Raw genomic sequence first — 12,974 nt, 5'->3', positions numbered from 1 at the left:
GATCGCCGCCTGGCCTCAATTTTGCTATGATACGCTTACTTGTCTTAGCTACTGGACTTTCCCTATGCAGCAACTCATTTTGCAAACCCCGGACGACTGGCATCTGCATTTTCGCGATGGCGATCTGTTAAAGGATACAGTCCCGGCGACGGCCCGCAGTTTTCACCGTGCTATTGTGATGCCGAATCTGGTGCCTCCGGTGACGACCGCAGCATTGGCTGTGGCTTATCGTGAACGTATCCTGGCAGCACGGCCTGTCGGCAGCAGCTTTGAGCCGCTGATGACGTTATTTTTGACCGATAAAACCTCAGCAGAGGATATCGCGGCAGCTAAGGCGGTTGGTGTGATTGCAGCCAAGCTGTATCCGGCAGGGGCGACCACCAACTCCAACGATGCGGTCAGTGCGCTGGATAGTCTGTACCCGGTGTTTGAAGCTATGGCGAAAGAAGGCATGCTGTTGTTGGTGCATGGCGAAGTGACCAATGCCGATATTGATATTTTTGATCGGGAAAAAGTTTTTATCGATCGTTATCTGCAGCACATAGTAGCGCGCTTACCGGAGCTTAAAGTGGTGTTTGAGCACATCACCACCGCTGATGCGGCTCAGTTTGTGCAAGAGGCTGCTGCTAATGTTGCGGCCACTATTACACCACAACACCTGATGTTGAATCGCAATGACTTATTGGTCGGTGGGATCCGGCCCCACAATTACTGCTTGCCGGTGCTTAAACGCAGTACCCACCAGCAGGCATTACGCGCTGCGGTAGCCTCAGGTTCGGCTAAGTTTTTCCTGGGTACGGATTCAGCACCTCATGTAAAACACCGTAAAGAGTCTAGTTGTGGTTGTGCCGGCTGTTACAGCGCACCTTGTGCCATTGAGTTGTATGCCGAGGTGTTTGATGACTTGGGTTGCCTGGATAAGCTGGAAGGCTTTGCCAGTCATTACGGTCCGGATTTTTATGGCTTGCCGCGCAATACCGGTACCATAGTATTGCAACGCCAGGATTGGCAGGTACCGGAAGAGTTGTCGCTCACCAATGGTGATACCATAGTGCCTTTTCATGCTGGTCAGGCGCTGAAGTGGAAGCAACTGTAGTCCCTTGAGTGGCCGCCTAACCTTTCAGATAGCTGAGCAGCCGTTCCAGGGCGCGGTAGCTCAGTGCTTCCATTAAATGCTCTTTCCGAATATGTGGTAACTCCTGCAAATCGGCAATGGTACGCGCTACCTTGATCAGCTTGTGGTAACTGCGAGCTGAAAGTTTCAACTGATGGATAGTATCTTCCAGAAAAGCGGCATCCTGAGTGCTCAAAGGGCAATGCTGATTGATTTCGGCCGCCGACAAACGGGCATTGGCTTTGCCTTGACGCGCCAACTGGATCGCCCGTGCTGCCAGTACCCGCTGCCGTACCTCAGCGCTACTTTCTGCTGCGACACCTTGCTGGCTGAGCATACCTTTAGGCAATAAAGGCACATCAATTTGCAACTCAATACGATCAAGAAAAGGGCCAGAAATCCGGTTCAGGTATCGCATCACCTGCTCTGGACTGGCGCGGCCATCGTCATGGTGACCGGTGGGGCTGGGGTTGAGTGCTGCTATCAGTTGAAATTGAGCTGGAAACTCAGCCTGGCGGGCGGCGCGGGAAATATGGATCCAGCCCGTCTCCAGAGGCTCCCTGAGCACATCAAGCACCTTACGAGGGAACTCTGGTAATTCGTCCAAAAACAACACACCATGATGGGCCAACGAGATTTCACCTGGTTTGGGCACAGGGCCACCACCAACCAGAGCCACGGCTGAGCTGGTATGGTGTGGTTGTCGGAAAGGTCGCTGTTGCCAGTCGGTCATGGCGCGGGGCATGCCGGCTATCGAATACAGCGCAGCTGTTTGCAGGGCTTCCTCTTCAGTCAGTTCTGGTAAAATGGCTGGTAAACGCTGGGCCAGCATGGATTTACCGGTACCCGCAGGCCCCAGCATTAATAGGTTGTGTTCGCCGGCGGCGGCGATTTCCAGTGCCCGCTTGGCAGCCGTTTGACCTTTAACATCGGCTAGGTCGGGCCATGATTTGGCACTTTCCAGCTGTAAAGCTGGTATAGGTGGCAGCGCCTGCCCTGATTGCAAAAAGCTGTGAACCTGCAACAAATGGCTGGCACCGAAGACTGTGGCTTTGGGGACTTGCTGGGCTTGGGCTGCATTCAGCATTGGCATCAGGGTAGCTCGGCCCGCATCACGGCTGGCCATTGCCACAGGTATTTCACCCACTATGGTACGGATTTCACCAGATAAGGCCAGCTCCCCCACAAACTCATAACCTGCGATGCTTTGTTCCGCCAACTGGCCGCTGGCAACAATAATGCCCAATGCGATGGGTAAATCAAAACGGCCACCTTCTTTAGGGAGGTCTGCCGGTGCCAGGTTAACGGTAATTTTACGATCAGGGAAGGCAAAGCCACTATTGATCAAAGCACTGCGAACTCTGTCTCTGGATTCTTTTACGGAGGCTTCCGGCAAGCCTACCAGGTGAAAAGCAGGCAGGCCATTGGCAATATGCACTTCAACGGTAACAAGGGGGGCGGCCAATCCATGGCGCGCCCTGCTAAAAACAATGGCTAATGACATCCTGTCTCCACAATTACCGACGAATGAAATCACATCTCAGTCATTATTGATCAAAAAGTTTAAAATATGCAAATAAAATGATTTGTTTTTGATTTTTTTTTGTCGGTGCGACTTATTCTTGCGGGCATTCCGAGATCCAGTACACTACACTAAGACTTTGCTTGTTTTGAATCATCAATTTACGGAGGCTGCATGCAGCAATTCTGGCTAAACAGTGCGCTGCGCCATCCCTGGCTTACTATCAGTTGGGCTTTGTTGGCTATTTTGATTCTATCGGCTGGCATGAGCCAGTTGTACTTCCGTGGGGATTACCGGATCTTTTTTTCGCCGGATAATCCTCAAATGTTGGCATTTGAGCAAATGCAGAATGAATTCAATAAAAGCGATAACATTCTGATTGCGATTGCGCCCAGGCAAGGGGATGTGTTTACTGCCGACATATTGGAACTGATATGGCGATACACCGACGCTGCCTGGCAAACACCTTATTCCAGCAGGGTCGACTCCATCACCAACTTTCAGCATACAGAAGCGGTGGATGATGATTTGCTGGTGGAGGATTTGTTGTTACAGCCAGCCATGTTGGATGAGAGCAAGCTCGCTGCCATCCGTCAGGTCGCGCTGAGCGAACCGGCGCTTTACCGAAGTCTGGTGTCCACAGATGGCAAGGTTGCTGCCATCAATGTCATTGTGCAGTTGCCTGAAATCGATCAGAACCAGGAGGTGGTGGATGCCTATGAATTTGTACTGGCGCTTAGCGAACAGTTTGCAGTCGAGTATCCGGAGGTAGACTTTTACCATGCCGGTATTCTGGCATTAAACTATGCCTTTGCCAGTGAAGCGGAAAAGGATGCCAGTACTCTGGTGCCTTTGATGTTCCTGGTTATTGTACTGATGTTGTTGCTGTTATTACGCTCCTTTGCTGCCGCTATGGCGACGGTGATTATCATTATCGTGACCATCCTAAGTACGCTGGGCATTGCCGGCTGGCTGGGCATCTTCTTAAGTACTGCTACTGTCAATGTGCCGACTATAGTGATGACGCTGGCAGTGGCTGATTGTGTGCATGTGATTGCTTCCATGCAATATGCACTGCGTCAGGGTAAAAGCAAAGAGGAAGCCATCCACTACAGCATGACGCGCAACCTGGTACCGATTTTTATTACCAGCATCACCACTTCCATTGGTTTTTTAACATTAAATTTTTCCGAAGTACCGATATTACGCGACCTTGGCAATATGACGGCAGTTGGTGTGATGTTGGCTTGCTTGTTTAGCGTGACTTTATTGCCTGCTTTGTTACGCCTCTTGCCTGCCAAAGTAGTTCCGGTGAGCCATACAGCCAATGGCATAGAAAAGCTGGCCAACTTCGTGGTGTTGCAACACCGTAGAATTTTGCCGGTGGGCATTATACTGATGCTAGGGGTGGCGGCATTTGCAGCGACCAATCAGGTGAATGATGTGGCGATGCACTATTTTGATAAACGCACAGAGTTTCGCCAGTCGCTGGACTTTATTGAAGACAATCTGACAGGCACTGCGAATCTGGATTTTGCCATTGAAAGCCGGCAAACCAGTGGTGTTAATGATCCGGCGTTTTTGGCCAAAGTGGCTCGCTTTGCCGACTGGCTTGATCTGCAGCCGGAGGTAACGCATGTTGCCAGCATCACTCAGGTGTTTAAGCGGTTAAATAAAAATATGCATGGTGATGATCCGGCTTATTACCGCTTGCCTGAGCAGCAGGATTTGGCTGCACAGTATCTACTGATGTACGAGATGTCTTTGCCCTTTGGGCTGGATCTGAACAATCAGCTTAATCTGGATAAAAGTGCTACCCGGGTTACGGCAACTTTACAAAATCTGGGCAGCAAAGAACTGACGGCCTTTGAGCAGCGTGCGTTACACTGGCTGACTACAGAAATGCCGGATTACGACAGCTCTGCAGCCAGTACCGCTTTAATGTTTGCCCATATCGGGGAACGCAATATGGCTTCCATGCTTAAAACCCTGCCCTTTGCCTTAGTGCTGATATCTGGGTTACTGGTGATCAGCTTGCGCTCATGGCGACTAGGGCTGTTTAGTTTAATTCCCAATATCATGCCGGCATTGGTTGGCTTTGGTATTTGGGCGCTTTATTCTGGCGAGATCAATCTGGGATTGTCGGTAGTGGCCAGCATCAGCTTGGGCATCATTGTTGATGATACTGTACACTTTCTGAGTAAATATCAACGGGGCTTGCAAGAAGGACAGGATACCGAGGGTGCAGTGCGCTATGCTTTTCATAGCGTAGGCCGTGCGCTTTTTGTGACTACCGTGGTGCTGATGGCGGGTTTTGCGGTATTGGCGATGTCCGGTTTCCGGCTGAACTCGGATATGGGGTTATTAACCGGCCTGATTATTTTGCTGGCGCTGATTATTGATTTGCTGGTGTTACCGGCACTGTTGCTGCGCTTTGACAACAAAGGAAAGAATGATGAGACATTATCTGCAAATACTTCTGTTTAGTTTTTGTCTAGCTGTGCTGGTAATACCGGCCTGGGCGGATGAGCAGGTTGCTGCCGATGAAGGCTTACGGATTTCGACTGAACGCAAAGCCCGGGATACTGGCTGGGGTGATACTGAGGCACAAATGACCATGGTATTGCGAGATGCCCGAGGCCGGGAAAGTCGGCGGGAAATGCGAACGCTAACTCTGGAGGTTGTTGATGATGGTGATAAAGCACTGACTATTTTTGATGAACCACGGGATGTACGCGGCTCTGCTTTTCTGACACACACCAAAACGTTGGTCCCGGATGAACAGTGGTTATTTTTGCCGGCGGTGAATCGGGTCCGCCGTATCGTATCACGCAATAAATCGGGCCCTTTTATGGGCAGTGAGTTTGCTTACGAAGATTTAAGCTCTTTTGAGCTGGAAAAGTTCAGCTTTCGCTACCTGCGCAGTGAAACACTGAACGGTGAAGACTGCTATGTCGTAGAGCAAATTCCACAGGATGAGTTTTCCGGCTACAGCCGTATGCTGGTCTGGATTGATAAGAGTCACTACCGGGTGCAACAAATTGAGTATTATGATCGTCGTGACAGTTTACTGAAAACACTGTCGATGCATGATTATCAGTTGTACCAAGACAAATTTTGGCGGCCGCATCGGATGGAGATGGTTAATGCGCAGAATCAGAAAAGTACCAGCATGTTATTGAATGAGATTCTGTTTGAGCGTGGCTTAACCAATGCCGACTTTGACCAAAATGCGTTGCAACGTGCTCGCTAGCTGGCCAGCCAGTCTGCCAGCACCGATGAAGGGCCAGTGGTTGGCGGCTTTGTGTTTCTTAGTCTGTGCTATACCGGCAGCAGCTTCACCTGGTGGACAGCTACAGGTGCAGCCAAATGATACTTTGTGGCGCATAGCTAACGATATTCGGCCAGATCACAGTATTAGTGTGATGCAGGTGATGTTAGCCATCTATGAGCTGAATCCGCAGGCTTTCGGTCAGGGCGATTTGAATCGATTGTTGCATGGAGTTACCCTGCAGTTACCCGATCGAGAACACATGCTTAGGCAAAGTTCCCAGCTTTCTGCCGAGCCAGCAGAGGCTCCAGGCGTAGCAACTGAGCCAGCACCACAGATGGAAGCCACATTGGCGGCGGTGCCACCACCTCTTTCCTCTAACCCAGTAGCGACAGCTGTTGTTGTAACTGAAGTATCGGATCCTGCCCCGGTTTTTTGGCAAAATGTAGAATGGTTTTCCCAGCTTAACCTGATGCCTCGCTGGTATCCACAGACCGGTTTGCAGCAGCAGGCGCAATGGCACAGCAGTATTAGCCTGGAGTTTGAAGGCTATTGGCAGTCGGATGATCGTAGCCATACACTGGTATTTTCACCTTATCTGCGCTGGGATCAACGGGATAGTGCGCGCCATCTGTTGGATATTTCCGAAGCTTACTGGTTGTATTTTGGTGGTGACTGGGAGCTACGGGCTGGTATCAATAAAGTCTTTTGGGGGGCGGTAGAGTCACAGCGGCTGGTTGATATTATTAATCAACGTGATTTGCTGGACAGGCCGGATGGTGAAAGTAAGCTTGGACAGCCGATGCTGCAGCTTAGCCTGATCCGTGATTATGGTACTGTGCAGGCTTATCTGTTGCCCTATTTTCGTGAACGTAAGTTTGCTGGTGAAGAAGGGCGCTTGCGTCTGCCTCAGCGGGTAGACTCTTCGAATACTTTGTATGAATCACGCCATAAGCGCAACCATTTGGATTGGGCACTACGCTGGTCGCAGCAGTTCAGCAGCCTGGATTTGGGGCTTAGCTACTTTCAGGGCACGGCAAGAGAGCCAGTGCTGTTACCTACAGAGCAGCAACTGACACCATACTACCCGCAATTGAAACAGCTTGGCTTGGATGCGCAGTGGATTTTGGGTTCCTGGTTATGGAAAACAGAAGCTGTCTATCGCCATACAGCGGCGGAGCATTCCAAAGCCTTGGTGACAGGTTTTGAGTATACTCAGGTGGGTATCAACGATCATTTCTGGGATCTGGGCTGGCTGCTGGAGTATCAGTACGATAGCCGGGGGCTTGGCGCTGCGACCGTTGCACAAAATGATCTTTTTGCCGGTTGGCGATTAGCGCTCAATGATGCGGCTGGCTCCGAAATCTTGTTTGGCATGATGCAAGATCTGGATCGAAGCCATAGCCGCAGTGCTTACTTGGAGGCATCGACCCGATTGGGTGAACGACTCAGGTTACGTGTCGATGGCTGGCTCTTTCACAGTCGTTACCCAGACGAGCTATTGTACTGGCTGCGACGTGACGATTACATTCAGCTAACGCTGGAGTATTACTTTTAAGGTTCACCTAAGTCGGATGTCTGTTTGCCGAAGACAGGGATGGTCAGTTGCCATTTAATGGCCGCCAGGCGCAGCGCAAGCAGGCTGCTCATGCCCAGCAGCATGGCTAGCAGAGTTGTAGCGCCGGCCAGTTGTGCCAGAATGTATACGGCACCACCAAAAATGCAGGTAAAGGCGTACAACTCACCTCGAAATACCATCGGGATTTCCCGGCACAACACATCACGGATCATGCCACCGGCTACCCCACTCATGGTACCCATCATGACAGCTACAAAATAGGAGGTGCCGTGATCCAAAGCCTTTTGAGTACCCATAATCACGAAAAAAGCCAGGCCAATCGCATCAAAGAATTGCAGGGTATTATTCGGAATGGTGAGCCGCTTTCTTAACAAAATGATGGTGAGCAATGCTGCACTAAAAATTGCGAAAAAGTAATTGTTGTTGTTCATCCACACGACAGGGACATCCAGCAGCACATCGCGCAGACTACCGCCACCAATAGCGGTCACTGTTGCTAATACCAATACGCCAAAGCCATCCATTTGTTTGCGCCAGGCGGCTAAAGTTCCAGAGATGGCAAAAACAGCCACCCCCATTAAATCAAACCAATGCAGATAATCCATCAGCAAGCACTCTGTTTTGTCGCCACTATTGCTTGTGGCCAGTCTATGCTAGCATGCCACTCTATCTGAACGATAGCTATCCTATGTCGCGGCAGAAGTCGTGTTAAGCCGAGGTACAATGAAAAAGAAGCTCATCATCCCAGTCGTTGCTGTGGGTTTATTGGTAGTGGGAGTGCAGTTGGCCAATCGTCAGGCTGCAAAAACCATCGAAGCACAAATTGCAGAGATAAATCTGTCGTATGCTGAAATGTCTCAACAAGGTGTATTGCCTGCATTGCAATTGCAGTATCAAGAAGTACGTGCCAGCGTTTTGCGATCACGTTATCAGATTGAAGGCCTTAGCGTGGAGCTGCAAGGGCTTGGGCAGTTGTTCAGCATTGAGCAAGTGCAACTTCGCGGTATTAAGCCAAACCGCTTGGCTGATCAAGGCAGTGTGTCCTTACGCAGTCTGGCCTTAGGTTCTGGAGCTCGCTTGTTTGTGCCAACAGAACTTGCTGCTTTTAGCGATAGTATAAAGCTGCATGGTGATTACAGCTACAGCTATCAGCCAAGCACTGGTGAGTTGGAGTTGATGCAGCAAACCCGTATCAATGAGGAGTTTTCGTTCAGTTATCAGTTACGCTTGAGCGAGATGCAGGCCATATGGCAGCAATTAACCGATATTTCTGCCATGAACAATGAACAACAGCAAAGGTTACTGGAATCGGACAGCTATATAGAACAGTTTACTGCAGCGATGCTTCAAAGTGCCATTGTGGCTGGTGAGTTGCGGTTGGAAAACGATGGTTTTTTACAGCGTCTGCTGACGTTAACTGCCGGCCAGGGACAAACACCTGATTTTAGCATTGTTCAGGGTATTGCTCTGATGGCCCTGGCAACCGCAGAGACTGTGCCAATGGAGATACGGCAGAGCCTGATTGCTTTTGTGCAGGAACCAAGATCACTGACATTGCGCTTTCAGTTGCAACAGCCATTGCGTTTTGCTGAACTTGAAGCAGAAACAGCATCCTTCGCCATCGACACTGTAGACGAGTTGTTGGAATTTGCCGGAGTGCGTCTTACCGTGAATGACTAGGTAAATGGTAACAAGGCAGCCAAAGCTGCCTTGTTGGGTTACGCCAATTCGGTGGTAAGCCGTTGCCAGTGGCGCCTTTGCTCGGCAAAAAGTACCTTTAGTTCCTGATACTGCTTTTGAATGTTCAGTTCTGCATAGCGCTCCTGAAGAGTGCTTTGCAGCTGTTGTTTTTTCTGCAGCAATAGGTCTTTCTTCAATTCATAATATGCCTGCATCCGCTCCAGTAGCACGTCATATTCCTGCTCAATTCTTTGCAGGATATGTTCTGCATCCGGCAGTTTGGACAAGCGCATCTTCGCCCGCTTAAACTGCATGGCTGCTTTAGCCTGCTCAATGCGTTCTTCCGGGCAGGTGCGTAGCTTCGAGGTCAACCCTACCCAGGAAGCAGCTTTGATCAGCCACTTAGTAGGATCAAAGTGCCACCATTTTATGCCATTGCGGTAATCGTATTCGAAGATATGATGAAAGTTATGGTAGCCTTCTCCATAGGTGAGTAAGGCTAAGACACCATTGTCGCGCGCCGTATTTTCATCGGTGTAGGTTTGTTTGCCCCAGATATGCGCCAGTGAGTTGATAAAAAACGTAAAGTGATGGCTTAGCACCAAACGCAGGACACCCACCAACAGAATCATGCCCCAAAGATTTCCAAACAACAGGCCAAGCCCAATCGGGATACCAAAGTTGGTAATTAGGGCCAGAGCCAGATAATGCTTATGCTGAAAGCGAAGAATTTTGTTTTTTTGCAAATCACGAACATTATCGTAGGTATAATGGTCCGGCCCCTGGTAATCGCGTAGCATCCAGCCGATATGGCTGAACCAAAAGCCACGCTTGGCAGAGTAGGGGTCTTTGTCGTTGTCATCGACATGCCGGTGGTGGATCCGGTGATCCGAGGCCCAGTGAATGACACTGTTTTGCAACGCAAAAGCACCGCCAATCGCAAAGATAAACTCTAGGATCGGATGTGCCTGATACGACTTGTGTGACCACAAGCGATGATAGCCAGCGGTAATTGACATTCCGCAGTAGCCAAGGCATAAGATCATGGCGATGATTTCTGCCTTGCCAAAGCCGACAGCAATGGCATACCAGGGGACTGCTATCAGAGCAACTAGAAAAGTACTACTAAAGACCAGGATATTGGTCCAGATAAGTGGGGCTTTTTGCATAAATGATTTTCAGCTTACAAATGTACGCCCAATGTACCGGTGCTGTATTAACAGGTCAAGCTGGATCCGATGAATAACAGTGAAAAAGAGACACTCAAGTGAGCCGAGCGGAGCAAAAAGAGAAAACCAGGCGTGCCATTATTAATGCAGCATTCCAGCAACTGAGTGCAGATAAAAGCTTTGCCAGCCTAAGCCTGCGTGAAGTAGCTCGGGAGGCAGGCATAGCGCCAACCTCTTTTTATCGGCATTTTTCCGATATGGATGCGTTGGGTTTAACGTTAGTGGATGAGGCGGGTCTGATGCTGCGCCAACTGATGCGCCAGGCCAGACAACGCATTGTTCATAATCGCAGTGTGATCCAGACCTCGGTTGAAACCTTTATGGAGTTTATCATTGAGCACAGCAATGTATTTCGATTGTTGCTGCGTGAACGCTCTGGTACTTCAGCTGCTTTTCGCAGTGCTGTAGCACGGGAAATTCAGCATTTCTGTGCCGAGTTAGCCGATTACCTTCGTAAAGAAAATAAGTGCTCAGCTGAAATGGCACTGATCCAAGCTGAAGCTATGGTGATTCTGGTGTTTCATGCTGGCGCTGATGCACTGGATGCCAGTGATGAAGTGCGGCAACGCATTACCATCAAAACCATCCAACAGTTACGCTGGTTGGCCGGTGGCAGTAAGCCACCGACAGTTTAAAAAGGCTTTTAGCTTCTTTTTTGCAGCCAGACACCAGATTCCAGATGAGTGGTGTAAGGAAATTGGTCGAACACCGCAAAACGTTCAATCCGGTGTGTTTGATTCAATACATCCAGATTAACTTTCAGGGTTTCTGGGTTGCAAGAGATATAGATAATATCGTCAAAGCGGCTGACCAGTTCCACCGTGGCAGGATCTAGCCCCGCCCGGGGGGGATCAACCAGCACGGTATTTAGTTGCAGGTTCGATAAATCAAGTTGCTTCAGCTGCGAGCCCTTCAGTAAGGCGGCTGAGACATCTTCTGCCGACATTTGTAGCACCTGTACATTCGTGATCTGGTTTAGATTGCAGTTGTATTCTGCTGAGCGAATGGATTTGCGGGAGATTTCTGTTGCAACCACTTGATGGAAGTGTGCTGCCAGTGCCAGTGAAAAGTTGCCATTGCCACAATACAATTCCAGCAAGTCGCCTTTTAGCTGTTTGGCGACATTGCATGCCCAGCTAAGCATGTGTTGATTCACTACGCCGTTTGGCTGCGTAAAGCTGTTTTCAATTTGCTGATAGCGGAGTGTTCTTTGCTCTACCTGCAATTGCTCAATGATGTAGTCACGGTCCAGTTCAATTTTCTGTTTGCGCGCCCGGCCAATCAGATCCACCGGCGCATAATTTGCCAGTTGCTGTTTAAGGATGTTCGCTGCCTGCTGCCAGCTTGCATCCAACTGCCGCTTGTAGATCAACGTGATCAGCAATTCACCACTCAAGCCAGTCAGATAATCGATTTGGTACAGACGGCGACGTAACTCATCGTTGCTTTTTAGCAGTTGTAACAGTATTGGCATGATATCGCTGATACGTTTATCGGCGACTGGGAAATGATCAATACGAAGCCGCTCTTTAGTAGCGGGATCAAACATAATATGAAACAGGTCGTCGCCCTCGTGCCAGACTCTGAATTCTGCCCGCAACCGGTAATGCTCACTTGGTGAGCGAAATACTTCTACTGCAGGAAGATGCAAAGGGTGCAATAAGGCTTGCACTGCGTCTAGTTTGGCGGCAAGCAGAGCTTCGTACTGGTCGGGAAAAGTTTGTCCTGGGCGCATGCGGCATCCTGATAAAGCATAAAAGCGCGATCTTACGTTTTTTTATACTGGCTGCCAAATAGAAAGCGGCAGCGCAGAGCAGGCGCTGCCGGTAGTGTAGTTAACTTTCCTGGCGATCTTTAGCTTCGCGAACTTTCAGTGTTCTGTCCTGAAATTCGCTATCATTAAGAGCCTGAATCATTTTTTCAGCATCTTTGGCGGCTACTTCTACAAAACCAAAGCCACGACGACGTCCTGTCTGGCGATCTTTCATCAAGCGCACATTCAGTACCACACCTTTGGTTTCGAACAACTGTTGAACCGCTTCTTCATTTGCTCGGTATGGCAGGTTGCCAACATAAAGAGTTGCGGTATCACCTTGATAAATCTGTTCGACCAAATCGTCACTTAAGTTGATGGCATTACCTTTTACATCTCTCAAAATAGGTACCAGCACACCCGCGAGTAAGACGCCAAGCACAACTGAAACAAATGAAGGTAAGGCTGGATCAAGCAGGTAAAACACTAAAAAAGCAAGAATGGCCACCGCTAAGGTATAAGGTAAGGTGGCACGTAACGTAGGTAACATAAGATATATCCTATAAGAGTCAATAGATTATTTCGGTAAAAACCTGCAGTACAGGTGCTTTAATCTTAGCGGCTGCTCGGGATCTAGCCAACTGAATTATCATAAAAGACAAATTTACCAAGATAGGCTTGACAGCTGAACTTAAATCACTAAAATGGCGCCCTCGCTTAGAGATGAGCTTAAAGCTCTCAAAAAGCGATGCGAAGTGAAGCGGTACGATAAAATAATTTCGAAACCAGCTTGACTTCACAATCGGACGATGTAAAATGCGCGTCC

Annotated in this window: 12 protein-coding genes; 6 read left to right on the top strand and 6 right to left on the bottom strand. The window is 49.3% G+C overall.

Translation table 11 applies throughout. The features are described 5' to 3' along the window. The first annotated feature begins 64 nt into the window (after positions 1–64). Positions 65–1,096, top strand: coding sequence for a dihydroorotase (gene pyrC / locus ABC502_RS13040; protein WP_345916157.1), 1,032 nt, complete (start codon positions 65–67; stop codon positions 1,094–1,096). Between the two features lie 16 nt (positions 1,097–1,112). Here pyrC and ABC502_RS13035 read toward each other — a convergent pair whose 3' ends face one another. Further along, positions 1,113–2,618, bottom strand: a complete 1,506-nt coding sequence (locus ABC502_RS13035; RefSeq protein ID WP_330087583.1) for a YifB family Mg chelatase-like AAA ATPase — start codon at positions 2,616–2,618, stop codon at positions 1,113–1,115. Positions 2,619–2,810: 192 nt separating this feature from the next. Here ABC502_RS13035 and ABC502_RS13030 point away from each other — a divergent pair, with 192 nt between their 5' ends. From ABC502_RS13030 to ABC502_RS13020, 3 genes are read left to right on the top strand one after another with little or no spacing between them, the layout of a single operon-like run. Further along, positions 2,811–5,123 carry an MMPL family transporter gene (locus tag ABC502_RS13030; RefSeq protein ID WP_345916156.1) on the top strand — a complete coding sequence of 771 codons (2,313 nt, stop codon included), beginning with the start codon at positions 2,811–2,813 and terminating at the stop codon, positions 5,121–5,123. Further along, complete coding sequence (locus ABC502_RS13025; protein WP_345916348.1) at positions 5,092–5,889, top strand: outer membrane lipoprotein-sorting protein; 798 nt, start codon at positions 5,092–5,094, stop codon at positions 5,887–5,889. Before ABC502_RS13030 ends, ABC502_RS13025 begins: the two co-directional genes overlap by 32 nt. Continuing rightward, positions 5,849–7,465: a FimV/HubP family polar landmark protein gene (locus ABC502_RS13020; protein ID WP_345916155.1), complete on the top strand. Its 1,617-nt coding sequence runs from the start codon at positions 5,849–5,851 to the stop codon at positions 7,463–7,465. The genes ABC502_RS13025 and ABC502_RS13020 overlap by 41 nt, the downstream gene beginning before the upstream one ends. Here the strand turns inward: ABC502_RS13020 and ABC502_RS13015 are convergent. Continuing rightward, a complete protein-coding gene (locus tag ABC502_RS13015) occupies positions 7,462–8,094 on the bottom strand; it encodes a trimeric intracellular cation channel family protein (RefSeq protein ID WP_330087801.1) in 633 nt (210 codons plus the stop codon). The two genes, ABC502_RS13020 and ABC502_RS13015, sit on opposite strands and share 4 nt — an antisense overlap. Before the next feature lie 115 nt (positions 8,095–8,209). Between ABC502_RS13015 and ABC502_RS13010 the strand changes: the two genes are divergently transcribed. After that, positions 8,210–9,166, top strand: coding sequence for a hypothetical protein (locus ABC502_RS13010; RefSeq protein WP_345916154.1), 957 nt, complete (start codon positions 8,210–8,212; stop codon positions 9,164–9,166). A 38-nt stretch (positions 9,167–9,204) separates the two neighbouring features. Here ABC502_RS13010 and ABC502_RS13005 read toward each other — a convergent pair whose 3' ends face one another. Next, positions 9,205–10,335, bottom strand: a complete 1,131-nt coding sequence (locus ABC502_RS13005) for a fatty acid desaturase (protein WP_330087578.1) — start codon at positions 10,333–10,335, stop codon at positions 9,205–9,207. 98 nt (positions 10,336–10,433) lie between these two features. Here ABC502_RS13005 and fabR point away from each other — a divergent pair, with 98 nt between their 5' ends. Next, positions 10,434–11,030: an HTH-type transcriptional repressor FabR gene (gene fabR / locus ABC502_RS13000; RefSeq protein WP_330087577.1), complete on the top strand. Its 597-nt coding sequence runs from the start codon at positions 10,434–10,436 to the stop codon at positions 11,028–11,030. Between the two features lie 8 nt (positions 11,031–11,038). On the opposite strand, the gene trmA is transcribed toward fabR, so the two are convergent. From trmA to ABC502_RS12985, 3 genes are all read right to left on the bottom strand, one after another. Next, positions 11,039–12,130 (bottom strand): tRNA (uridine(54)-C5)-methyltransferase TrmA, encoded by a 1,092-nt coding sequence (gene trmA, locus ABC502_RS12995; protein WP_330087576.1) that lies wholly within the window; start codon positions 12,128–12,130, stop codon positions 11,039–11,041. A 100-nt stretch (positions 12,131–12,230) separates the two neighbouring features. Continuing rightward, a complete protein-coding gene (locus ABC502_RS12990) occupies positions 12,231–12,698 on the bottom strand; it encodes an RNA-binding protein (protein ID WP_330087575.1) in 468 nt (155 codons plus the stop codon). A gap of 19 nt (positions 12,699–12,717) precedes the next feature. After that, on the bottom strand, positions 12,718–12,974 hold a 257-nt coding region (locus ABC502_RS12985), incomplete at its 5' end, for a hypothetical protein (RefSeq protein ID WP_345916152.1).

The sequence above is a fragment of the Alkalimonas sp. NCh-2 genome, assembly GCF_039631345.1.
GTDB lineage: Bacteria > Pseudomonadota > Gammaproteobacteria > Enterobacterales > Alteromonadaceae > Alkalimonas > Alkalimonas mucilaginosa.
This window is presented reverse-complemented; position numbering and strand designations above follow the sequence as displayed.

Excerpts from the sequence above, each read along its gene's own strand:
- ABC502_RS12990 (WP_330087575.1), bottom strand. The coding sequence starts at position 12,698 with ATGTTACCTACGTTACGTGCCACCTTACCTTATACCTTAGCGGTGGCC.
- ABC502_RS13010 (WP_345916154.1), top strand. The coding sequence starts at position 8,210 with ATGAAAAAGAAGCTCATCATCCCAGTCGTTGCTGTGGGTTTATTGGTA.
- ABC502_RS13035 (WP_330087583.1), bottom strand. The coding sequence starts at position 2,618 with ATGTCATTAGCCATTGTTTTTAGCAGGGCGCGCCATGGATTGGCCGCC.
- ABC502_RS13005 (WP_330087578.1), bottom strand. The coding sequence starts at position 10,335 with ATGCAAAAAGCCCCACTTATCTGGACCAATATCCTGGTCTTTAGTAGT.
- ABC502_RS13020 (WP_345916155.1), top strand. The coding sequence starts at position 5,849 with ATGCCGACTTTGACCAAAATGCGTTGCAACGTGCTCGCTAGCTGGCCA.
- ABC502_RS13025 (WP_345916348.1), top strand. The coding sequence starts at position 5,092 with ATGAGACATTATCTGCAAATACTTCTGTTTAGTTTTTGTCTAGCTGTG.
- pyrC (WP_345916157.1), top strand. The coding sequence starts at position 65 with ATGCAGCAACTCATTTTGCAAACCCCGGACGACTGGCATCTGCATTTT.
- trmA (WP_330087576.1), bottom strand. The coding sequence starts at position 12,130 with ATGCGCCCAGGACAAACTTTTCCCGACCAGTACGAAGCTCTGCTTGCC.
- ABC502_RS13030 (WP_345916156.1), top strand. The coding sequence starts at position 2,811 with ATGCAGCAATTCTGGCTAAACAGTGCGCTGCGCCATCCCTGGCTTACT.